The sequence below is a fragment of the Romboutsia sp. LXY-2 genome (genome assembly GCF_056171995.1).
In genome coordinates this window covers 240,153-263,560 of sequence record NZ_JBKFGI010000004.1, presented here as the reverse complement: position 1 = coordinate 263,560, position 23,408 = coordinate 240,153, and the positions used below count along the sequence as shown (strand labels likewise).

The window sequence follows — 23,408 nt, the reverse complement described above, 5'->3', positions numbered from 1 at the left end:
ATAATATTTATAAGAAAATAACATAAATAATAGCCAGAAGTGTATTACTAATGTAAAATACTTCTGGCTATTATTTAAAGATGTAATTACAAATAAATATCTGAAAGTTCAATATTAGTACTAAGCATATCTGAGAGATTATCTTCCATGCTATAAGTATAAATATTCTCATCAGATAATTTCTTAATAGGTAGCTCAACTACAAAAGTTGTTCCAACATCGACTATTGAGTCTACATATACATTTCCTCCGTGTAATGTAGCGAAAGATTTCACAAGTGATAATCCAATTCCACTTCCTTCATTTTTTCTTATCATAGTATCTTCCACTTGGCTGAATTTAGCAAAAATTTTATCTAAATTATCTTTAGATATACCAACTCCATTATCTTCTATTGAGAAGCATAGATTATCATTTTTCCTACTCACATAAGCTTTTATAACGCCGTTACTTTTAGAAAATTTAATAGCATTTGATAATAGATTAAGAACTATTCGTTCTATTTTGTCTGGATCCACACTCATAACTATTTCTTCTTCTTCAGTGTCAAATATTACGTTTATTCCTTTGTTATTGGCATATGGAATAATTGATAACACTAAATTTTCTAGCAGACTTATTATCTCTATATTAGCTAGCCTTAAATTCATAAATCCTGAATCAACTCTTGCTACATCAATAACATTATTTACTAACCTTAATAACCTGTAGCAATTTTGCTGTATAATATTTACATTTGAATTATCTTCAAAAGGTAAATTGTTCTTTATCTTATAATCTAAAAGTTGATTAGAAGACATAATAACCGCTATTGGCGTCCTAAGCTCGTGACTAATATTACAAATAAAGTCACTTTGAACCTTGGCTGTATTTTCAGCGGATTCTTTGGCTCTTAATATTTCTTTCTCGTAAACTATTCTTCTTTTTACATTAAGTATAAGAATAATAATTGTAATCAGTAGTAATATGATGATTACTGAAGAGGGAATAATTATTTCTTTGTATTTGTTCCAAAAACTAATTTCTTTATTATTTATTATTGAACCATTAGGCAAGTCTTCATCTGAAATACCATATTTATTTATCACAGGATAAGAAAATACATATTCATAAAGTTCTTCTGTATACAGTAGATTTTCGATTATTTGTTCATTATCTAAAACCTCCTTAGCTAATCTACCAACTATCTTTCCAGTTTCAGTACTAGATAATACTGCACCACCAACAAAACTGTCTCCAAGCAGGAAGTCAAGTGTATTATATTTAGGTATATTCTCTAATGAATCTATGAAGCCAGATACACTTAACATATCTCTAAATCCATTATTTTCATCTTTGTAACAATATAGAGATAATAATACATCATCACTATTTAAGTTACGTAATTCCGTTTTAAATTTGTCTATAGACATATCACCTAAGGAGATATGTTTAAAATTTAAATTTTTAAATCTAGACTGCATACTATAGAAACCTTTTAATTCATCAGAAGAATTGGAAGATTCATATATTACTGCAACAACATTTTTACCACTATGAAGCTTACTTATTAGTTCAAGGTTTTTTTCTATAGGAACGCTTTCAATAATTCCATATGTCTTAGGATATTTAGCCATTTCCTTAGCGTTTTTTTCGTTATTTGCCCCATAAAATACAATGGGAATATCTTTGAATAATGAATTTCTATACTTTTTACCAAATTCAATTGCATGATCATCAGCTAATATAACTAAGTCAAATTTTTTATATTTTTCTAATTTATACTTTAGAAGTTTATAAAAGTTATCTTCATTTTCTGCAGTATGAAAATTACCAGAATCCATGTATTCTACTTGAATATTTGTATCGACATTTAATGATTGTACAATTCCCGCTAGTTGTGCATCAACAGCCAATGAATTTGGACTATAGGAATTAATAAGCAAGACGTTTTTTTTGTTAGGAATAGTACCTATTTCTTCTGCGCATATTATAAAATTAAACGAAGTAAAAAACACGAATAATATAAGTAGCGAAGAAGTTAATTTAACCCCTATTATAGCTATAAAATTTTTCCCTTTCAAAATATTTCTCCCTTTTACATATTTATCCTGATTATAACATGGTAAGATACGAACTATCAATAGAGAGGGAAATAATTGTTAATAATACAAAAATATTGAAGTTTAATAGAGTTAATAGAACATTTAAAATTAGTAATCATATATACTATAAATACCTAGTAGATATAATTACTAATTTTAAATATGATTGATTGATATATGAATTATTGCATTAAAATGACCCATATGATAAAATCCTAATGTTAAACTAAATATTAAAAGACAGGTGAAAATAATGCTAAAAGAAACTAAAGAATTATTAAAAGGATTCTATAATCTAGATGATGAAACATTTAAATTGTCAGAAGACGTTATGAAAGATATAACTCCTAGATTTGAAGAAATAAAAAGAATTAGAGAATTTAATCAATATAAAGTTCTAAAAGCTATGCAAGAGGCTAATCTTAGCGATAATCATTTCAATTGGACAACAGGATATGGTTATAATGACCTTGGCCGTGAAAAAATAGAAGAAATCTATGCCAATGTATTTGGTGCAGAAGATGCACTAGTTCGCCCTATAATCGTAAATGGTACACATGCTTTAACATTATGCTTACAAGGGATACTAAGACCAGGTGATGAAATACTTTCAATAACTGGAAAACCATATGACACTTTAGAGGGTGTAATTGGTATAAGAGAAGAAAAAGGTTCTTTAAAAGAATTCGGTGTTACATATAATCAGGTAGATTTTTTAGATGATGGAAATGTAGATTTAGAAGGAATAAAAGATAAAATAAATGAAAATACAAAACTAATAATGATTCAAAGATCTAAAGGATATTCTTGGAGAAAGTCATTAACTATTGAAGATATTAAAGAAGCTATAGATACTGTTAAATCTATAAATAAAGACTTAATAGTAATGGTAGATAACTGTTATGGAGAATTTATAGATACTAAAGAACCTACAGAGGTTGGAGCGGACATAATGGCTGGTTCATTAATCAAGAATCCAGGTGGAGGACTTGCTTTAACAGGTGGATATATAGCAGGGAGAAAAGATTTAGTTGAGCTAATATCATATAGATTAACTTCACCAGGTATTGGTAAAGAATGTGGACTTACTTTTGGAACAAGTAGAACAGTACTTCAAGGTTTCTTTATGGCTCCATATGTGGTATCTCAAGCTGTAATGGGAGCTATATTCTGCGCAAGGGCCTTTGAAAAATTAGGATATGAAGTGCTACCTAAGTATGATGATGTTAGAAGTGACATTATACAAATTGTTAGATTAAATGATGCAGATGAAGTAATAAACTTCTGCCAAGGAATTCAAGCTGCAGCGCCAGTTGATTCTTTTGTAAAGCCTGTACCATGGGCAATGCCAGGATATGACGATGAAGTTATAATGGCAGCTGGTGCTTTTATTCAAGGCTCATCAATAGAGCTTAGTGCGGATGCTCCAATAAGACCACCGTATAATGTTTATTTCCAAGGTGGGTTAACATTTGATCACTCAAAAATGGGAACATTAAAAGCAATACAAGAAATTAAAAAATGTAAGTAGTAATAAATCTCAGTATTTTACAAAAGTAAGATATTATTTAAATAACAGAAAAGGTAAAGCAATACATGCTTTACCTTTTGTATAATGTGTATATTACATAAATTTCATATAATAAGTAAGAAAAGATAAAATAATAATCAGACATAAAATAAAGTATTATTTCTTCACTGGTTCAGGATATTCAACGCCTTTTGTATCAACTTTAATTGATTCGATTACTACATCAACAACTGGTTTATCTCCAGCACCTTTCTCAACATCTTCTATCATTCTTACAACATTCATACCACTTATTACTTTTCCAAAACCGGCGTAACTTTTATCTAAATGAGGAACCGTATTTGTAACTATAAAAAACTGACTTCCACCACTATTCTTATTCATACTTCTAGCCATTGATAAAACGCCGTCTGTATGTTTTAAATCATTTTTAAATTTATTCTTTTCAAATTCACCATGAATAGAATATCCTGGTCCACCTAGACCACTGCCTTCAGGGCATCCACCTTGAATTACAAACTTTTTTATTACTCTATGGAATATTAGACCATCATAAAATCCAGAATTTGATAATGATATAAAATTATTGACAGTATTAGGAGCGATATGAGGATAAAGCTCTGCTTCAATAATTCCATAATCTTTAACATTTATAGTTGCAATTGGAAGCTCCTTAGGTGGAATTCTAACCTCATTACTTGAAGTGTTTTTGCTAAATAGCCTAGAAAAGAATCCTTTTTTAATTTCTTTATTCATATATGTATCACCTTTCAATATTAAATAATCACTTATTATTATAACATCAAATGAGATTATAATATCAGTAATTATAAATTAATTATGTTATATATAATAATTAGCTAAAGTTAATTAATTAGAAATGAATTTAATAAAAAAATAACAAATATTATTAGGAAAATGTAAAAATATAATAATTAGTATTTATATTAATAAATGAATAAGTAAGTTATTTAGCAACGATATAAAAATTATGTAAACTTAAAAGTCTATTGTAGTGATAGATGAATGCTGCAATATCAATAGATTAAAACTATATATCAATAGAGAAAACTTATACACTAAAATTTTACAAAAATCAGTTGAAAATATATTGGTAATAATATACAATTAATTTGTGATAAAAAATAAACAAACTATTCATAATTTCAATTGGGGGTAATATAATATGAGTTACGCATTTTTTATGCCAAATGTAAGTTTAATGGGACCTGGATGTGCAGAAACTATTCCACAAGAAGTAATAGCTAGGGGATTAAAAAAAGCTTTAATAGTATGTGGAAAGAGATCAGCATCTAGTGAAGAATTTAAAGGTATAACAGATTCTTTAACAGCAAATAATATAGAATTCGTAGTTTACCCTGGATCTCAACCGAATCCAACTGTAACTAACGTAATGGATGGATTAAAGATCCTTCAAGATAATAACTGTGATTTTGTAATATCATATGGAGGAGGTTCTCCTCATGACTGTGCTAAGGGGATAGCATTAGTTGCAACTAATGGTGGAAATATAAAGGACTATGAGGGTGTTAATAAGTCATTAAAACCTCAACTTCCGTTAATATGTATAAATACTACAGCAGGTACTGCATCAGAAATGACAATATTCTCAATAATAACAGATGAAGAGAGACATGTTAAAATGGCGATAGTTGATAAAAATGTTACGCCAATATTAGCAGTAAATGATCCTAAACTAATGGTAAGTATGCCAAAGTCATTAACAGCAGCTACAGGTATGGATGCATTAACTCATGCAGTTGAGGCATATGTATCTACAGCAGCTACACCAGTTACTGATGCTTGTGCTCAAAAAGCAATAGAACTTATTAGTGCTCATTTAAGAGACGCAGTAGCTGATGGAAATAATATGCAAGCACGTGACATGATGGCTTATGCGGAATACTTAGCAGGAATGGCGTTTAATAGTGCTTCTTTAGGATATGTACATGCTATAGCTCATCAATTAGGTGGATTCTATGACTTACCACATGGTGTATGTAATGCAATATTACTTCCAGAGGTACAAGTATTTAACTCACAAGTTTCAAAAGCTAAATTAAAAGATGTAGCTAAGTTTATGGGAGTAGATATATCTAAAATGAATGATGAAGAAGGTTGCAAAGCTTGTATAGATGCAATAAGAACATTATCACATGATATAGAAATACCATCAGGACTTAGAGAATTAGGAGTTAAAGAAGAAGATTTTGATACTTTAGCAGAAAATGCATTAAAAGATGCTTGTGGTTTAACTAATCCAATTAAAGCTACACATGATGATGTTAAAAATATTTTAGCTAATGCAATGGATGCTGTATTAGTTCAAGCTTAATTTAAATATTGTAAATAATGGAAATACAAACCATACTGAGATAATACCTTGGTATGGTTTTTTTAGTTGTTTTGCTAAATAATAAAATACTTATTTTTATTTATAAAAAGATATTTAGATATATAGATTTGGGGAATAAATATACTATAAAAATTTAGGAGATGATTAGTATGAGAAATATAGCAACATTTGCAGGGGGATGCTTTTGGTGTATGGTAAAACCCTTTGATGAATATAAAGGAGTAGAAGAAGTAGTTTCTGGATATACAGGAGGGCATACTGAATATCCGACCTATGAAGATGTGTGTACAGACACAACAGGTCATATTGAAGCAGTACAAATAATTTATGATGAAGAGATAATAAGCTATGATGAATTGCTTAATATTTATTGGAGTGCAATAGATCCAACTGATGAGGGAGGTCAATTTAATGATAGGGGACATAAATATAAAACATTTATTTTTTTTCATAATGAAGAACAAAAAAATAAGGCAATAAAGTCAAAAGAAAATCTAAATAAAAGCAATATCTATGAAGGTAAAATTAAGACTCAGATAGTACCAGCATCCGTTTTTTACGAAGCTGAGGAATATCATCAAGATTATTACAAAAAAAATCCCCAACATTACGAAAGATATTATGTTGGTAGCGGGCGACATGATTTTATAAAAAGAGTATGGGCAAAGAAAAATCTTACAGCATTACAATATGAAGTTACACAAAATGATATGACAGAGCCGCCTTTTGAAAATGAATATTATGATAACAAAGAAGACGGAATATATGTTGACATTGTAAGCGGCACTCCGTTATTTACTTCAAAAGATAAGTTTGATTCTGGGTGCGGGTGGCCAAGTTTCTCAAAAGCTGTAAATGAAAATTGTGTAGTTGGAAGATATGATTACTCACACGGAATGAAGAGAATAGAGGTAAGAAGCAAAGATGCTGACTCACACCTAGGTCATGTATTTGATGATGGACCAGAGGAACTAGGAGGAATTAGATTTTGTATTAATTCTGCATCATTAAGATTCATTCCAAAAAATAAAATGACAGAACTTGGATATAGTGAATATTTAGATTTATTGTAAGTAGAATTGTATTACCATTTATTAAGTTATAGTTTTACTGAGTAATGTATATAATCTAATAAATATATAATGAAGGATGATGTATATATCTCATTTAAGTATTATGAATGCATATAAAAGTTTAGAAGAATTAATTTATATAACAATAATAAATTGAATTTTATCCATAATTAGTAAGCAATGTGATAATATAATAATATAAACAATTATCAGATATAGTTAATTATAAAATAACTATATCTGTTTTTAATTTATTATTAGGGGGAAGTATAAATGGATGAAAATGTTTTATATGTAAATGAGAAAAAAATTGAAAGAACGATTAAGGCCTTAGAAAATAATAATATGAGTGGATATTATGTTAAAAGTAAAGATGAATTATTAAATAAAATAAATGAATTAACAAATGAAGGTGACATGGTTTGTTGTGGAGGTTCTGCTACATTAACTGAGATAGGAGTATTAGATTATTTAAGAAGTGGAAGATTTAACTTTTTAGATCGATATGAGCCAGGTCTAACACAAAAAAACCTTAAAGACTTATATAGAAAATCATTTAGTTCGGATGCATATTTCACAAGTACAAATGCAATTACAGAAGATGGAGAATTATATAATGTAGATGGGAATGGAAATAGAGTAGCAGCTATGCTTTATGGACCTGATAAGGTTATAGTAATTGCAGGCGTTAACAAAATAGTCAAAAATGTTCAAGAGGCAATAAATAGAAATCGACTAATAGCAGCACCATCGAATACAAAAAGACTAAATACAAAAACTCCGTGTGTTACAACTGGCACATGTATGGACTGTAAAAGTCCTGATAGAATATGTTGCGAGTATACATTAATTAAAAGACAGAGAACATGTGGAAGAATACATGTTATATTTTTAAATGAATATTTAGGCTATTAAAATATGATTAATAAATTGTTGCATTTTTGTTAATAATAACATACTATAAATATTAAATATAACATATTAAATAAAAGGAGGATATTAAAATGAAAAAATGTTGTTGCTGTTGTTTTAAAAAATATGAAAAATTTAAAATAATAGTAAGCCTGCGTTCATTTTAATGTTCTGTAATTAGATAAATTCTATTTACTAATTAATCAAATAAACTACAGGTAAGCTGTAGTTTTTCTTATTTAGGAAAAACTATTATTTACCTGTAGTTTTTTATTTATATATGTTTTGAAAAGAATAAGTATATTTATATAAATATAAAGGAGGATCCTAGCTGTGGAAATAAGACTTTATAATACATTAACAAAATCAATAGAAAAATTTGTACCTTTAAAGGAAGGTAAGGTAAAAATGTATACATGTGGCCCTACAGTATATAATTTTGCACACATAGGAAATTTAAGAACATACATTTTTGAAGATATACTAAAAAAAGTTCTCAAGTATAATGAATATGAAGTAGAACATGTTATGAACATAACTGATGTTGGGCATCTACAATCTGATGCTGATGAAGGTGAAGATAAAATGAGTCTAGGAGCAATAAGAGAAAATAAAAGTGTACTAGAAATAGCAAGGTATTATGAAGATGCATTTATTAATGACATTAAAAGTTTAAATATTAGTTCTGCTAATACACTTGCTAGAGCCACAGAACATATTGGGGATATGATTGAAATGATTAAACAACTAGAATCTAATGGCTATACTTATATTGCTAATAATAATGTATACTTTTCTATTGATAAGTTTGAAAAATATGCAGAATTAGCAAATTTGAATATAAATGAGCTAATAGCAGGTAATAGGATAGATATTGACAGTAATAAAAAGAATCCTTTAGATTTTGTATTATGGTTTGTAAACTCAAAATACAATAATCATATTCTTCAATGGGATTCTCCTTGGGGAGTAGGGTTTCCAGGTTGGCATATCGAGTGCTCTGCAATGGCTGTTAGATACTTAGGTGAATATCTAGATATTCATTGTGGAGGTGTTGACCATATACCAGTTCATCATACAAATGAAATAGCACAGACTGAAGGTGTACTTGGTCATAAATGGGTAAATTATTGGATGCATGGTGAATTCTTGATTCTTGATAATGGGAAAATGTCAAAATCCAATGGAGAATTCATAACACTTGATAAAATTATAAAGGAAGGCTATGATCCTCTCGTATATAGATATTATGTTCTTCATTCTAAATATAGGAAGCCTTTGGTATTTAGTTTTGAGAGGTTAGAAGAAGCAGAAAAATCATTTCATAGCTTAAAACAAAGGATATATTTTATTACATCTAATATAAATTCTAAAGAAATAAAGAATATAGATATGATTAAAGAATATAAAAATAAATTTAAAAGCTTTATAAATGATGACTTAAATATAGCAAATGCTTTTACAGTCCTTTATGAGGTTATAAAAAATTTAGAATTAAGCAACTTTGAAAAGAAGCTAATAATAGAAGATTTTGATAATATATTTTCATTAAACTTAGTAAAAGATTTAAACGATAAAGTTGATAAAATTAAATGGGTCGAAGTACTTATTAAAGAAAGAATGATTGCAAGGCAAAATAATGATTGGGAAAAATCAGATAGAATAAGAGATATATTATTACAGAATAATATTGAAATTAGGGATACTAACGAGGGTACTTTATGGAATAATAAGTTTTAGATTTAATAAGTGTGTAAATAGGCTTATGCACCTTTAATCTATATAGTGTATAAGCTTTTAATAAGATTTCAAATAATGAATATAATATAATAGAAGAGTTTTATGATAATATAATAGATAAGTGAATCAATTACTTATACGAATCACATAATATTCTTATAATTTGCTTGAATAAACATATTGATAATTTATTTTTAATAGGAAAATGTGGAGTGAGGAGGAAATATGAAGAAGGTAAAGTTTATTTATAACCCTAATTCAGGTGAAAAAAAAATAGTACATAATTTGGATGACATAATATATACTTATCAAAAGTATAATTATACCGTGGTACCATATAGAATCAGTAAAAATGAGCCATTATTTAACGCCTTTGAAGAAATAGAATCCTTTGACCACATACTTATTGCAGGTGGAGATGGGACTATAGACAATATTATTAATGAAATGAAGTTTAATGATATTAACATACCTATAGGTATACTTCCTACAGGTACGGCGAACGATTTTGCTAATGCATTGAAGATACCATATGATATAAAAGAGGCGGTAGAAAATATTATACATACAAGGCCTAAGAAGATTGATATAGGTAAAATTAATGATAAGTATTTTATTAATGTTGCAAGCGCAGGAATGTTTACAGATGTTTCTCAAAAAATCAATAATGATTTAAAGAACAGTATAGGAAGAGTTTCTTATTATATAAAAGGGATTGAAGAAGCTTTAAACATGAGGAAATTTAATATTAAAGTAAACTCTAATGAAGTATTTTATAACGGAGATATGTATCTGATGTTAATTTTCAATGGGAAAACTGCAGGAAACCTAAACCTCGCATATAAAGCAGAGCTAGATGATGGATATTTAGACGTAGTAATATTTAAAGGTATGCCAATACCAAAGTCAATTCCAATATTATTTAACATAATTAAAGGGGATTATTTAGATCATTATAATGAAGAGGAAATATTGTACTTTAAAACTAAACAATTATTAATAGAATGTAATGATGATTTACTTACTGATATAGATGGAGAAAAAGGGCCAGATTTTCCGCTTCATATTGAATGTATAGATAAAGGAATAGAAATACTTGGTATACTTAGCTAATGTTTAGGATTTAATTGTATTTCAATAAATTTAAGAATAAATAATATTTAAATATAAAAAATGAACTCTATGGATAGAGTTCATTTTTTATATCTATTTTCCAGGTTTGAAAGAGCTCTTTAAAGGAACAACTCTATTAAATACCAACTTATCATTTGTAGTATACTTAGTATCTACACTAAAGAATCCATTTCTAACAAATTGGAACTTATCTAATGCAGTAGCATTCTTTAATTGAGTAGGCTCTCCAAAGCCTTGTAATATTTCTATAGAATTTGAGTTAATTTGTTCTAAGAAATGCTTACCTTCGTTTTCAGGAGCATCATCTAATATTAATGGCTCAAATAATCTAAATTCACAAGGTATAGCTGTGCTAGCTTCAACCCAATGTATAGTAGATTTTACTTTACGTCCAGTAAATCCAGTACCACTCTTAGTCTCTGGGTCATAAGTACAATGAACTTCTACTATATTTCCATTTTCATCTTTAATAACGTCAGTACACTTGACGAAGTATGCTCCTTTTAAACGAACTTCATTTCCAGGGAATAATCTGAAATATTTTTTTATAGGTTCTTCCATGAAGTCATCTTGTTCAATATATAGCTCTCTTGAGAATGGAATTTGTCTTATACCTTTTGTTTCATCTTTAGCATTATTTTCAACATCTATCATTTCAACTTGACCTTCTGGGTAATTAGTAATTATTAACTTTAAAGGTTTAAGTATCCCCATTGCAAGAGGTGCTTTTGGCTGTAAGTCTTCTCTTAAGAAATGGTCAAGTAATTGACTATCAACTGTTGAGTCAGCTTTAGCAACACCTATCTCACTACAGAAGTTGCGTAATGATTCTGGAGTATATCCTCTACGTCTTACACCAGATATTGTAGGCATACGAGGGTCATCCCAACCATCAACTACTCCTTCATCAACAAGTTGCTTTAATTTTCTTTTACTCATAACAGTATTTGTTAAGTTAAGTCTAGCAAACTCTATTTGTCTTGGTACACTTTCCATTTCGCATTCTCTTACAAACCAATCGTATAAAGGTCTTTGATCAGCAAATTCTAATGTACATATAGAGTGAGTTATACCTTCAATTGCATCTTCTAATGGATGGGCAAAAGCATACATTGGATATATACACCATTTATCGCCTGTATTATGGTGAGATGCATGTGCTATTCTATATATAATAGGATCTCTAAAGTTTATGTTAGGAGAAGACATATCTATTTTAGCTCTTAATACTTTCTCTCCATCTTTAAATTCTCCATTTTTCATTTTCTCGAATAATTCTAAGTTCTCCTCTATAGATCTATTTCTGTACGGACTATCTTTACCAGGCTCAGTTAATGTACCACGGTATTCCTTCATTTCTTCAGGAGTTAAGTCACAAACATACGCTTTACCTTTCTTAATTAAAAGTATAGCTCTATTATACATTTCATCAAAATAATCAGATGCAAAGTATAAATCATTCCAGTTGAATCCTAACCACTCAACATCCTCTTTTATAGAGTTTACGTATTCAACATCTTCCTTAACAGGGTTTGTATCATCAAATCTTAAATTTACCTTACCATTAAATTCCTTAGCAAGTCCAAAGTTAAGACATATACTTTTAGCATGACCTATATGTAAGTATCCGTTTGGTTCTGGTGGAAAACGAGTGATGATGCTGTCATGTTTTCCAGTTTCTAAATCATTTATAATTATGTTTTTTATAAAGTTAGATGAATTAATTTCATTTGACATAATCTGTTACCTCTCACTTAATTATTTTTATATACAGCAGTTTATACTATATTTCCATATTACTAATTTTAATCCAAATTTGGAAAAAAATAAAGATGTAAATATTTAAAATTAATTGTAGTAATAATTAATATATTTAAGAGTATGATACAAAATCATAATTTTTATGATAATAAATAAAGATTTTTAGACAAAATAACATAGTTTATGTAAAAATTATGATGCTTATAAATAGTTAAATATTTTGAATAGAAGATATGTAGAAAATAAATACTATATAATAGAAACAATAAATTATAAAAAGAAAGGATATATTATGAGTAAAACTAGTAAAAGTATATTATTCGTCGTTATAGCAGTAGTAATATTATTAGGAATTGGATATTATTCTATAATGCAATCATATCCACAAAATATAGATAATAAGGAAAAGTTAATTACAGCAGAGGACTTAGTAAAAGGTACATATATAGAATCTTTCCAAGTAGCTACAGATCCATTACGACTAAAAGGAAAACTATCAATTACAGACGAAGAATTTAGAAACATCGTGTACACATTAAAAGAAAAATATAACATTGAAGAGTTAAAGGATACCTATATAAACATTAAAGATAATAAAATTTATATAGTTGGACCATATAAACTTTTTGGATTAATAAACACTCAATATAGTACAGAAATATCTCCATCTATTGTAGATAATGACTTAGTAATGAAGCTTAGCAATTTAAAAATAGGAAAGATTAAACTAAGTGATAGTATGTTAGGCTCAGTAATTAAAGAATTAAACGAGGAAAAATTATTTACAATCAATGGGAATATAATAACTGTAGATAAAAGTTTTATCAAACCTTTGACTCTTAATAATATAAGTATTGAGAGAGATAAAGTTATCCTAGATGTGGACCTTCAATTAAATAATATGATAGATTTTATTAAAGAAAATAATATTAAGGTAGTAGCATAACTTATAAAGTAGGTGTGACATCATGGAACAGCTTATATATTCGGTATCAAACCATAAGATAATAGCTATGGTTATTGCTTTTGTAACAGTTTCTATAGAAACATTTTTACCTTTATTACCTTTATTAGCTATAGTAGTGGCAAATTCTATTGTATTAGGAATGTGGTTAGGATTCTTGGTTTCATGGGTAGGGTCTTCTATTGCATCTGTCTTACTTTATTATTTTGCTAATAAATTTTCAAAAGCAACGTTTTTTGAAAAATATAAGGGTAGTGAGAAAACATTAACGATAATTAACTGGATTAAAAGACAAGGATTTAATACTATTTTTATATCATACGCTTGCCCCTTTATTCCAGATTTTTTAATAACAATTGCCTCAGGATTTACATCTTTAAATATAAGAGATTATATTTTAGGAATGGTTAGTGGAAAATTTGTTATGTTTTTACTAATAAGCTATGTGGGAGAAGACGTGAGCGAATTGTTAACTAGTCCTGCTAAAATTATAGTATTATCTTTTGCTATTATGATTTCGTGGATGGTAGGTCAGAATATTAATCGGAAAATACAAAAAAATAATACTGTAAAATATGAATAGTTTATTGAAAAATATATTTGAAATATGTATCGATATATGTTACACTATTATAGTTATATTAAAATAATTAGTTTTATAATTAAGAGGGGGACATATGAAAAAGATATATATAGTGACAACATATACTGGTACAGTATTATCTTATCTCATAAGAAATATTAGTAAAACCCCATACGCTCATGTATCGATAGCTTTAAATCAAGAATTAAAGCCAATGTATTCTTTTGGAAGACTTAATCCAAAAACGCCAATATTTGCAGGATTTGTTGAAGAAAATATTAATCAAGGATTATACGCTATTAGAACAAATACTATGTGTAGGGTGTACTCGCTAGATGTTACAGACTCACAATATGAAAATATATACAATAATATTATGGTAGTTAGTAACGATAGAAAATCATATGACTATGATGTAATGGCTTTAATATATCTTACTTTAAATAAGCCAAGACAAGCAGAGAAGAAATATGTTTGTTCACACTTTGTTGCAGATATGTTAGAAAAAAGTAATGTTGAATTATTTGAAAAACCATCTTACGATGTTAGGCCAAATGATTTTTATAATTTAGAAGTTTTAACATTAGAATATGAAGGACTTCTTTCTAAATACTCTACAGAAGAGTCTTCATTTATTGCTAGTATGGCAAATGCATAAGATATATACCTCTATTTAATAATAGAGGTATTTTTTTATATATAAAGGAAAGTTTAGTTTACATTATTTGTAATAATAATTAAATTTTGTCATAATATTATTTACACTATTTTTATTTGAGTATAAAATATATTGTATAAGTACTAGAATATCTAGTATAAAGGGGAAATGGATACATACTCATTTTCTATATCTATGTTTCTAATTGTAAAAAGTTGGATATAATAGAAATAATAACAATTTAAGGAAGAAGGAGTAATTAATGAAAAGATTTATTCAATCATATGGTATTGCAGCTATAATTGTAGCAATATATGCATTCATTAAGCTGCCAGTTTTACGTTTAGACTTTCTATCTTTCTACTCAACATTTATAATATTCTTTGTAGTTGCAGGTATATTAGACATGATGTTTGATAGAGAAGAAAGAACATCAAAAGTTGCAAAATATAATTTTACAATTGCAGTAATTATGATAATAATAAGTATTGCTGCACCTTTTGTAACAGCTTCGCCTATACTTCATGCTAATGATTACAGAAATCTGTTAGGTGAAGTAAAAGAAAGTGAATTTACAAAAGATGTAAGTCCTGTAAGTGTAAAAGATATCCGTTTAGTGGATGAACAAATGGCTATGAAACTTGGAGATAAAAAACTCGGTGAAATCCCAGCACTAGGAAGCGTATCAAAACTAGGTACATTCCATATTCAAAATGTTAATGGAGAATTATATTGGGTAGCACCTCTAGTACATAGAGATATAATAAAATGGATAACAAATCTTGACGGAAGTAATGGATATGTTATGGTATCTGCAAGTAATCCTCAAGATGTAAGATTAGTTCAAGATATAGATGGTAAACCTGTTAAGATAGTGTATCAGCCAGAAGCTTACTTCTTACAAGACCTTCATAGACATATGTATGTTAATGGTGTTGTAGACGTAGGTATGACTGACTTTACTTTAGAAATAAACGATACAGGTAAACCATATTGGGTAGCTTCATTATATGATCATAAAATAGGATTTGGTGGTTCTGATGCAGTAGGAGTTTGTACGGTTGATGCAGAGACAGGCGAAGTTCAAAGGTATAATATAAAAGATGCACCAACTTGGATTGATAGAATTCAACCTCAAAACTTTGTTATTAATCAAATAAATGATTGGGGAGTATATGTAAAAGGATTCTTAAACTCTGTAATATCGGAAGAAGGAGTTTTAGTGGCTACTGAAGGAACATCATTAGTATATGGAGAAGATAACAAATCTTATTGGTATACAGGAATAACTTCTTCAGGAGGAGATGAGTCTACGATAGGATTTATGCTAGTAGATACTAGAACTAAAGAAGCAAAACTTTATAAGCAACCAGGAGCAACAGAAACTGCTGCAATGACTTCAGCTGAAGGTAAAGTACAAGAAAAGAATTATCAAGCTACCTTCCCAGTAATGTACAATATATTAGGTACTCCAACGTATGTATCTTCATTAAAAGACAAAGCTGGTCTGGTTAAATCTGTTGCTTTTGTATCAGTAGAAGATTTTAGTATATTAGGAATAGGTGAAACAAAAGAGGAAGCATTAAGAAACTATAGAGAAGCATTATCTTCTAAAGGTAATCATTTTACTATAGAAAATGAAACAACAAGACAAGATGTGGAAGGCATAATTACAAGATTTAGCGCTGATGTTAAGAGTGGAAATACTTCCTATTATATGACTATTGATTCAGAAACAAATATAATATTTAGAGCTACATCAAAAGTTGCAAATGAAATACCTTTAACTGTTGTTGGAGATAAAGTTAAGATAGCATATGAAAAGGGACAAAAAGGATTAGTTGATATTATTGAGTTTAACAACTTAAGTATAACTGACTTACCATCAACTAATAAGGAAGAAAATAGCACTGAAAATGTTCAGCCAGAGAATGAAACAGAAGCAGAGACATCAAATCAATAGGCTGCTATAAACAATTTAATAAGTAAATAATTTATACAATATACATTATCAACAAAAATCGCATGTAATCATGCGATTTTTTTATTGCTAATTAATTTGAATATTTTATTGTACAAGCTCATATATATTATTTCAGAAATATTTTTTAACGAGGGGGATAAGATTATGAAATATTATAATAAGTCAGCTGAAGATACATTAAAGTATTTGAAGTCAAACTCTGAAATTGGGCTTGATGACGAAGAAGTAAAAATAAGGTCTAAGAAATATGGGCTTAATGAGTTTACCATAAAAAAAGAAAAAACTTTTATGGACGACCTTGGCGATGCACTTATGGAGCCTATGATATTAATATTATTAGGAGCGGCTATTCTTAGTTCGTTTATAGGAGAACTTCATGATGCAATAGGTATTATAATGGCAATAGTCATTGGAATATCAATAGGAATTATCACAGAAGGAAAATCAAAAAAAGCTGCAGCAGAATTATCAAAGCTTACAAAAAATATTGAAGTAAAGGTTTTAAGAAATGGTAAAATTATAAAGCTTTCTAAAAGTGATTTGCTCCCAGGAGACATAGTATATTTTGAGACCGGTGATATGATTCCTGCAGATGGAAGATTATTATTATCTAGCAACTTAAAAGTAAGAGAAGATATGCTTACTGGTGAGTCTGCAGATGTTGTAAAAAATGCAAACTCTATTGTAGATATGGAAGTTATTTATAGTAAGAGTGAAATAATAGAACAAGATGCAATTCCTGCAAAACAAATAAATATGGTATTTGGAGGAACATTAGTTGCATATGGTAAGGGAAGTATGGTTGTAACTTATACTGGAGATAAAACTGAAATGGGTAAAATAGCTCAAAATCTAGGTGATGATGATACTCAAACACCTCTTCAAATAAAGCTAGGTAAACTAGGTGGAAAGATAGCTGGCATATCAGGATTCGTAGCATCACTGTTATGTTTATATATGATTTTAAAATTACAATTTAGTGGACAAATTCATATTGATACAACAGGTATGATTCCATTTTTACAATCACTTGAACCTACGAAGGATATTTATATGGTTTGTATAGCCTTAATAGTTGCAACAGTACCAGAGGGACTTCCAACAATGATTAATATTACTTTGGCAATTACAATGCAAAAGATGGCAAGAATTAATGCATTAGTTACTAAGAAAGAAGCTTGTGAGACAATAGGTTCTGTATCTGTTATATGTTCTGATAAAACGGGGATATTAACTCAAAATAAAATGATGGTAGAAGTAGCTTATGTAGATGGTAAATATATAGATAGTAGTGAATGCATAAGTAACAGCTACTTTGAGGAAAATTGTATTGTTAATTCAACAGCAGACATTGAAACAGAAGAAGGTAATATTAAATATATTGGTAGTGCTACTGAATGTGCGCTTCTTTTGTATCAAAGAGATAAAAATTATATTAGTATAAGGAAATCTACTAATGTTGTTACTCAAATACCTTTTAGTTCGGAAAAAAAGAAAATGATCTCTGTTATTAAAGATAGCTCTAAAGAAATATTACTTTGTAAAGGTGCTCCTGAGGTACTTCTTAAAAACTGTGCATATATACAACAAGGTGATAGAGTTATTCAGAAAACGACTCAGTTAGAAAACAGAATTCTAAACGAAATAAAAAAATTGCAATTAAAATCTATGAGAGTCTTAGGATTTGCATATAAGGAAAAAAATGAGTTTAATAGAGATGTTGATATTGAGCGTAATGAAGTAGCATTAACATGTGAGGATGAATGGGCTTTTAGTCAAGATATAGGAGCATTTTTAGATGATAGAAATTTAGTTTTTAGTGGATTTGTAGGGATTGTTGACCCTCTACGTGAAGGAGTAAAGGAATCAATCGATATTGCTTATAATGCAGGTGTTGATGTGAAAATGTTAACTGGAGATAATATAAACACTGCAAAATCAATAGGACAGCAGTTAGGTCTACTTGATAATGGAAAAATAGCTGTTGAGGCAACATATATAGATGCTCTAAGTGATGAAGAGTTAAAAGATGAGATTAAAAATATTTCAATAGTGGCAAGAAGTAAACCAGATACAAAAATGAGAATAGTAGAAATTCTTCAAGATAATGGAGAAGTAGTTGCGGTTACGGGAGATGGTATTAATGATGCACCAGCATTAAATAGAGCAGATGTTGGTATAGCTATGGGTATATCAGGCACAGAGGTATCAAAAAATGCAGCTGATATTATATTAACTGATGATAGTTTTAGCACAATAGTTGATGGTATTAAATGGGGAAGAGGAATATACGAGAACTTTCAACGATTTATTCAGTTTCAACTAACAGTTAATATAGTTGCATTTACTATAGCGATACTATCACAGATAACAGGGCAAGAGATGCCATTTACGACAATTCAATTGTTATGGGTAAATATTATAATGGATGGACCACCAGCATTAGCTCTTGGCTTAGAACCTGTTAGAGATTACTTATTAGATAGAAAGCCAATAAAGCGCAAAGCTGGTATAATTGCAAAATCTATGGCGATTAACATTTTTATTAATGCTACTATAATAATAATTTTGGTTTATGTACAATCAGCATTCAATATTCTTGGAGCATCAAATGAGAAACAGGGGACAGTATTATTTTCTATTTTTGCATTTAGTGCATTATTTAATGCTCTTAACTGTAGGGAATTTGGATTAAATAGTGCAATACCAAATTTCTTCAAAAATAAACTTGCTCTTGAAATAATAGCAATAACAGGATCGTTGCAAATAGTATTTACTCAAGTATTCAATAAATTTTTTAATTCTGTACCGCTAGATTTATTAATGTGGACGAAAGTAATCTTTTTCTCATCATTGATTTTATTAATAAATGAAATAGTTAAATTTGCACTTAGATGTATAAGAAAAAAAATATAAATTACATATAATTATGAAGATTGCTAGTATGAAATATATAATGCTAGCAATTTTTATGCTTAAAAATATTTTTTATAAGAGATTATGTAAAATATGTAAATTTTATTTTGAAATTTTATATAATAATAATATACTTGATTAAAATTAAACTTCAAGGAGATTGGACAACATGGTAGGAATGGAAAAAGATATATTACTTCTAATTAGCAGAGTAAGATGCATGACAGAAATTCAGGCAGGTAAAGTGTTCAACTCAAGAAAAAAGTTTGGAAAAAAACCTATAAAAAAAACACTAAGAAAAATGTGTAATGAATATACTTTAAGAAAATACCCTGTTAATATTAATTATGCAGGATATAAAGACAATTCTTATGTTTATTACCTTAATGGTAGTCAAATGTATAAAGGAAAAGATTTAGTAAAAGTGTTAATTGGCTCTGAACTTGCCATTAAGATTGATTGTATTGGTTGTGAAGTAATACGCTTTTATAGAAATGTAAATGTTGGCAAAAATAAATATGATTTATTTATTGAATATAGAGACCAATACAATGAACTTAAACAAATATTAGTAGATATAGAGCTTAGTAAAAAGATTGATATATCTAAATATAAAAATATAAGTGCAGATATTTATAAATCAACGATTCCATTTTATGAAGTACCTAAAATTTTAGTAGTTACATCTGAAAAAGTTCAAGATATATCAACAGAAAACGTAAGTTGTGATATTGATTTCATTGATCCTAATTTTACTAAATTAGTTAATCATCTATAAACCTATTCTTTGAATAGGTTTTTTATATTTTCTTATAAAACGCTTTTATTTTATAAAAATCTGCAAAAGATAATAGTAGTGTTTTAGAAGAATGAGGTGACTTTATGGGCGAAATGAACACTGCAGCTGTAAGTTCGAATGAATTATTATTAATAATAGCTTCAATTTCAGTAATTGGTGTTATAGGTGGTTGGATAGGTGAAAAAATTAAAATACCTGATGTAGTTGTATTTCTTCTATTAGGTGTATTATCAGGACCAACATTTTTAAATCTTGTTAATATTGAAGCTTTTCCAACAGCAAATGAAATTATATTGACATTTGGTTCTGCATTTATACTTTATGAAGGCGGAAGAGAAATAAAGCTGAGAGTACTTAATAAAGTAAAAATAACAGTTGGGTTATTAGCTTCTATTGGTGTTGTAATAACCGCTTTAATAATAGGTATAAGCGCTTATTTTATTCTAGAGTTACCAATAGGAGTAAGTTTATTATTAGGAGCAATTGTATCTTCAACAGACCCTGCTAGTTTAATACCTGTATTTAAGCAAGTACAAATAAAAGATAAACTTAAGCAGACAATAATAAGTGAGTCAGCATTTAATGACGCATTTGGTGCTATATTGTTTACATCAATACTAACAGGAATAACCCTAACGGAAAGAGTCGGTGTAATTCATACTACTTTAGAGCTTGTATTTATGATAGTGATAGGTGTATTAGTTGGTACTGGTGTTGCACTTATAGGTATTGGATTATCATCAGATAAAAAATATGGTATATTTAATGACTATGGACCCATTATCTCTGTTGTTATAGTAATATTTGCTTATGAGATATCTGAAAGATTTGGTGGCAGTGGATATATGTCAGTTTTTATATCTGGCTTAATCTATGGAAATAAGAAGAGATTTGGGTTATGGATTCCAGATGAAAGCTATTTATCAGGAGTACATTTTAGAGAAAATATAGCTACAATTTCTAGAATGGCTATTTTTATAGTCTTAGGAACACATTTAGATATTAGTTCTTTAATAAAGTATGGTTGGAAATCTTTATTATTAGTTTTAGTGTTAATGCTTATCGCAAGACCTATTGTCGTAATAATGTGCACTACTATTGATAAAAAAGCTGCATGGACTTTAAATGAAAAATTATTTATGATGTGGGTAAGAGAAACTGGTGTTATACCTGCAGCCTTATCAGGAATAGTCGTATCTACAAAAGTATATGGTTATGAAGTTATATCATCTGCAGTTTTTATGACAATTATAGTTACGCTGCTGGTACAAGCTAGTACTACAGGCATTGTAGCTAAGAAACTTCGTGTGTTAAAGGATGATGAATAAAATTTATAATATACTATAAAAATTTTATTATATATTTAAAAAAATATAATTGTTGCAATATTTAAAACAATGTGATTTAATTATATTAATTAAAAATTAAGTAATGAGCCTAGGGTAGAGGCGCTGTAATTAATAGTACTTTTTTAGAGTTGGCAGACGTTGATGAAAAAGGAAAGGAATTATAGCCGAAGAAGATTTATTGGCAGATAAATTTTCTGGACTTACACATAACATGTGTAAGACTGTCACTTAAAAACTTAAGTGGTGAGCTACAAGGTTACTTTGAGTATGATTTCTTACGTCCAAAGTATACCTTTGGGCGTTTTTTATTACCCAAATTTCATTTTTAAGGGGGATATATATGGATATAGTGGTACTAAAATATGGGGGAAGCTCAGTTGCAACTACTGAGAAAATAAAATTAATTGCTGAAAATATTATAGATAGGAAAAAAATTAATCCTAAAATAGTTGTTGTTGTTTCTGCAATGGGAGACACAACAGATAATTATATAAGCTTAGCTAAAAACATTACAGAAATACCAAGTAAAAGAGAACTAGATGTTTTAATGTCAACAGGAGAAATGATATCAGCATCTTTATTATCGATGGCATTAAATTCTCTGGGATGTAAATCTATAAGTTATAGTGCATATCAACTTGATATTCAAACTAGTGGAGCACATGAAAAATCAGCAATTGATGATATCAATATAAAGAAAGTTCAACAAAAACTTGATGATGGATATATAGTGATTGTTACTGGTTTTCAAGGAATAAATGACCATGGAGATATAACAACACTAGGAAGAGGTGGTTCTGACACTTCAGCAGTTGCACTTGCAGTTAAATTAGGAGCAAAATGTGAAATATATACTGATGTAGATGGAATATATTCAACTGATCCAAGAAAGTATAAAGGTGCTAAGAAGCTTGAGGTAATAGATTATGAGGAAATGCTTGAACTAGCTAGTCTAGGTGCCCAAGTAATGCATTCTAGAAGTATTGAACTAGCACAAAAGTTTAACACAGAAATATATGTAGGACAGTCTTGTTCAGGTATTAAGGGTACATATATAAGAAGGGGAAATCAAATGAAATTAGAAGATAAAGTAATAACAGGTATAGCAACAAGCGATGAAGATATTTCAATTACAATAAAAGATTTAAACTTAGATGATGTATGCTCTTTATTTGAAGGAATAGCATGTAGTGGTATAAGTGTAGATATGATAAGTCAAACAGCGCCGATAGACGGAAAAACTTGTGTATCTTTTACCGTACCTAAAGATGATAAATTTGAATGTAGAAATATAGCGTGTGAATATGCAAAAAATGAAAATATATTTATTGACGAGAAAATAACCAAATTTTCATTAGTAGGATTAGGTATGAAAAACACTGCAGGTGTTGCTTCAAAGGTATTTAGAATTTTTAAAGAAAATGATATTGCCATAAAATTAATAACAACATCAGAAATAAGAATCACATGTGCTATCAATAGTACTGATAAAGAAAGGGCTTTAAATGAAGTAGGTAAAGAATTTAACATATAACATTTTTGG

The 23,408-nt window shown here is 28.7% G+C and carries 17 protein-coding genes and 1 riboswitch; of the genes, 14 read left to right on the top strand and 3 right to left on the bottom strand.

The features are described from left to right. Positions 1 to 86 precede the first annotated feature (86 nt). On the bottom strand, positions 87 to 2,063 hold the full coding sequence (locus tag ACI48P_RS09575) for a sensor histidine kinase (protein ID WP_475215092.1): 1,977 nt from the start codon (positions 2,061 to 2,063) through the stop codon (positions 87 to 89). A 274-nt stretch (positions 2,064 to 2,337) separates the two neighbouring features. Between ACI48P_RS09575 and ACI48P_RS09570 the strand changes: the two genes are divergently transcribed. Then, positions 2,338 to 3,615, top strand: a complete 1,278-nt coding sequence (locus ACI48P_RS09570) for a methionine gamma-lyase family protein (protein ID WP_475215091.1) — start codon at positions 2,338 to 2,340, stop codon at positions 3,613 to 3,615. Positions 3,616 to 3,771: 156 nt separating this feature from the next. Here ACI48P_RS09570 and ACI48P_RS09565 read toward each other — a convergent pair whose 3' ends face one another. Next, positions 3,772 to 4,371, bottom strand: coding sequence for a peptidylprolyl isomerase (locus ACI48P_RS09565; RefSeq protein WP_475215090.1), 600 nt, complete (start codon positions 4,369 to 4,371; stop codon positions 3,772 to 3,774). Between the two features lie 430 nt (positions 4,372 to 4,801). Here ACI48P_RS09565 and yiaY point away from each other — a divergent pair, with 430 nt between their 5' ends. From yiaY to ACI48P_RS09540, 5 genes are all read left to right on the top strand, one after another. Next, positions 4,802 to 5,971 (top strand): L-threonine dehydrogenase, encoded by a 1,170-nt coding sequence (yiaY, locus tag ACI48P_RS09560; RefSeq protein ID WP_475215089.1) that lies wholly within the window; start codon positions 4,802 to 4,804, stop codon positions 5,969 to 5,971. A gap of 170 nt (positions 5,972 to 6,141) precedes the next feature. Beyond that, complete coding sequence (gene msrB / locus ACI48P_RS09555; protein WP_475215088.1) at positions 6,142 to 7,065, top strand: peptide-methionine (R)-S-oxide reductase MsrB; 924 nt, start codon at positions 6,142 to 6,144, stop codon at positions 7,063 to 7,065. A 273-nt stretch (positions 7,066 to 7,338) separates the two neighbouring features. Continuing rightward, positions 7,339 to 7,980, top strand: coding sequence for a lactate utilization protein (locus ACI48P_RS09550; protein ID WP_475215087.1), 642 nt, complete (start codon positions 7,339 to 7,341; stop codon positions 7,978 to 7,980). Positions 7,981 to 8,310: 330 nt separating this feature from the next. Beyond that, positions 8,311 to 9,717, top strand: coding sequence for a cysteine--tRNA ligase (cysS, locus tag ACI48P_RS09545; protein WP_475215086.1), 1,407 nt, complete (start codon positions 8,311 to 8,313; stop codon positions 9,715 to 9,717). A 225-nt stretch (positions 9,718 to 9,942) separates the two neighbouring features. Beyond that, positions 9,943 to 10,830, top strand: a complete 888-nt coding sequence (locus ACI48P_RS09540) for a YegS/Rv2252/BmrU family lipid kinase (protein WP_475215085.1) — start codon at positions 9,943 to 9,945, stop codon at positions 10,828 to 10,830. A gap of 93 nt (positions 10,831 to 10,923) precedes the next feature. Here ACI48P_RS09540 and ACI48P_RS09535 read toward each other — a convergent pair whose 3' ends face one another. Then, positions 10,924 to 12,588 (bottom strand): glutamine--tRNA ligase/YqeY domain fusion protein, encoded by a 1,665-nt coding sequence (locus tag ACI48P_RS09535; RefSeq protein WP_475215084.1) that lies wholly within the window; start codon positions 12,586 to 12,588, stop codon positions 10,924 to 10,926. Between the two features lie 316 nt (positions 12,589 to 12,904). Here ACI48P_RS09535 and ACI48P_RS09530 point away from each other — a divergent pair, with 316 nt between their 5' ends. The 8 genes from ACI48P_RS09530 to ACI48P_RS09495 all read left to right on the top strand — a co-directional run bounded on the left by ACI48P_RS09530 (position 12,905) and on the right by ACI48P_RS09495 (position 23,399). Next, a complete protein-coding gene (locus ACI48P_RS09530; protein ID WP_475215083.1) occupies positions 12,905 to 13,558 on the top strand; it encodes a hypothetical protein in 654 nt (217 codons plus the stop codon). A 22-nt stretch (positions 13,559 to 13,580) separates the two neighbouring features. Further along, positions 13,581 to 14,159: a TVP38/TMEM64 family protein gene (locus ACI48P_RS09525; RefSeq protein WP_475215082.1), complete on the top strand. Its 579-nt coding sequence runs from the start codon at positions 13,581 to 13,583 to the stop codon at positions 14,157 to 14,159. Between the two features lie 94 nt (positions 14,160 to 14,253). Next, entirely contained in the window at positions 14,254 to 14,817 is a 564-nt protein-coding gene (locus tag ACI48P_RS09520) for a hypothetical protein (RefSeq protein ID WP_475215081.1), read from the top strand. 262 nt (positions 14,818 to 15,079) lie between these two features. Further along, positions 15,080 to 16,780, top strand: a complete 1,701-nt coding sequence (locus ACI48P_RS09515) for a hypothetical protein (protein WP_475215080.1) — start codon at positions 15,080 to 15,082, stop codon at positions 16,778 to 16,780. Positions 16,781 to 16,945: 165 nt separating this feature from the next. Continuing rightward, the gene (locus ACI48P_RS09510) at positions 16,946 to 19,717 is read left to right on the top strand and encodes a calcium-translocating P-type ATPase, PMCA-type (RefSeq protein WP_475215079.1); all 2,772 of its coding nucleotides are present in this window, start codon (positions 16,946 to 16,948) and stop codon (positions 19,715 to 19,717) included. 169 nt (positions 19,718 to 19,886) lie between these two features. Next, positions 19,887 to 20,495, top strand: a complete 609-nt coding sequence (locus ACI48P_RS09505) for a hypothetical protein (protein ID WP_475215078.1) — start codon at positions 19,887 to 19,889, stop codon at positions 20,493 to 20,495. A 104-nt stretch (positions 20,496 to 20,599) separates the two neighbouring features. Next, positions 20,600 to 21,844, top strand: coding sequence for a cation:proton antiporter (locus ACI48P_RS09500; protein ID WP_475215077.1), 1,245 nt, complete (start codon positions 20,600 to 20,602; stop codon positions 21,842 to 21,844). 107 nt (positions 21,845 to 21,951) lie between these two features. Next, a riboswitch (Lysine riboswitch) is annotated at positions 21,952 to 22,124 on the top strand. A gap of 81 nt (positions 22,125 to 22,205) precedes the next feature. Further along, positions 22,206 to 23,399 (top strand): aspartate kinase, encoded by a 1,194-nt coding sequence (locus ACI48P_RS09495; RefSeq protein WP_475215076.1) that lies wholly within the window; start codon positions 22,206 to 22,208, stop codon positions 23,397 to 23,399. Positions 23,400 to 23,408: the final 9 nt, after the last annotated feature.

Coding starts and splice junctions, on each gene's coding strand:
- ACI48P_RS09535 (WP_475215084.1), bottom strand. CDS start 12,588: ATGTCAAATGAAATTAATTCATCTAACTTTATAAAAAACATAATTATA.
- yiaY (WP_475215089.1), top strand. CDS start 4,802: ATGAGTTACGCATTTTTTATGCCAAATGTAAGTTTAATGGGACCTGGA.
- msrB (WP_475215088.1), top strand. CDS start 6,142: ATGAGAAATATAGCAACATTTGCAGGGGGATGCTTTTGGTGTATGGTA.
- ACI48P_RS09525 (WP_475215082.1), top strand. CDS start 13,581: ATGGAACAGCTTATATATTCGGTATCAAACCATAAGATAATAGCTATG.
- ACI48P_RS09510 (WP_475215079.1), top strand. CDS start 16,946: ATGAAATATTATAATAAGTCAGCTGAAGATACATTAAAGTATTTGAAG.
- ACI48P_RS09495 (WP_475215076.1), top strand. CDS start 22,206: ATGGATATAGTGGTACTAAAATATGGGGGAAGCTCAGTTGCAACTACT.
- ACI48P_RS09530 (WP_475215083.1), top strand. CDS start 12,905: ATGAGTAAAACTAGTAAAAGTATATTATTCGTCGTTATAGCAGTAGTA.
- ACI48P_RS09565 (WP_475215090.1), bottom strand. CDS start 4,371: ATGAATAAAGAAATTAAAAAAGGATTCTTTTCTAGGCTATTTAGCAAA.
- ACI48P_RS09505 (WP_475215078.1), top strand. CDS start 19,887: ATGGTAGGAATGGAAAAAGATATATTACTTCTAATTAGCAGAGTAAGA.
- ACI48P_RS09540 (WP_475215085.1), top strand. CDS start 9,943: ATGAAGAAGGTAAAGTTTATTTATAACCCTAATTCAGGTGAAAAAAAA.
- ACI48P_RS09515 (WP_475215080.1), top strand. CDS start 15,080: ATGAAAAGATTTATTCAATCATATGGTATTGCAGCTATAATTGTAGCA.
- ACI48P_RS09550 (WP_475215087.1), top strand. CDS start 7,339: ATGGATGAAAATGTTTTATATGTAAATGAGAAAAAAATTGAAAGAACG.
- ACI48P_RS09520 (WP_475215081.1), top strand. CDS start 14,254: ATGAAAAAGATATATATAGTGACAACATATACTGGTACAGTATTATCT.
- ACI48P_RS09500 (WP_475215077.1), top strand. CDS start 20,600: ATGGGCGAAATGAACACTGCAGCTGTAAGTTCGAATGAATTATTATTA.
- ACI48P_RS09570 (WP_475215091.1), top strand. CDS start 2,338: ATGCTAAAAGAAACTAAAGAATTATTAAAAGGATTCTATAATCTAGAT.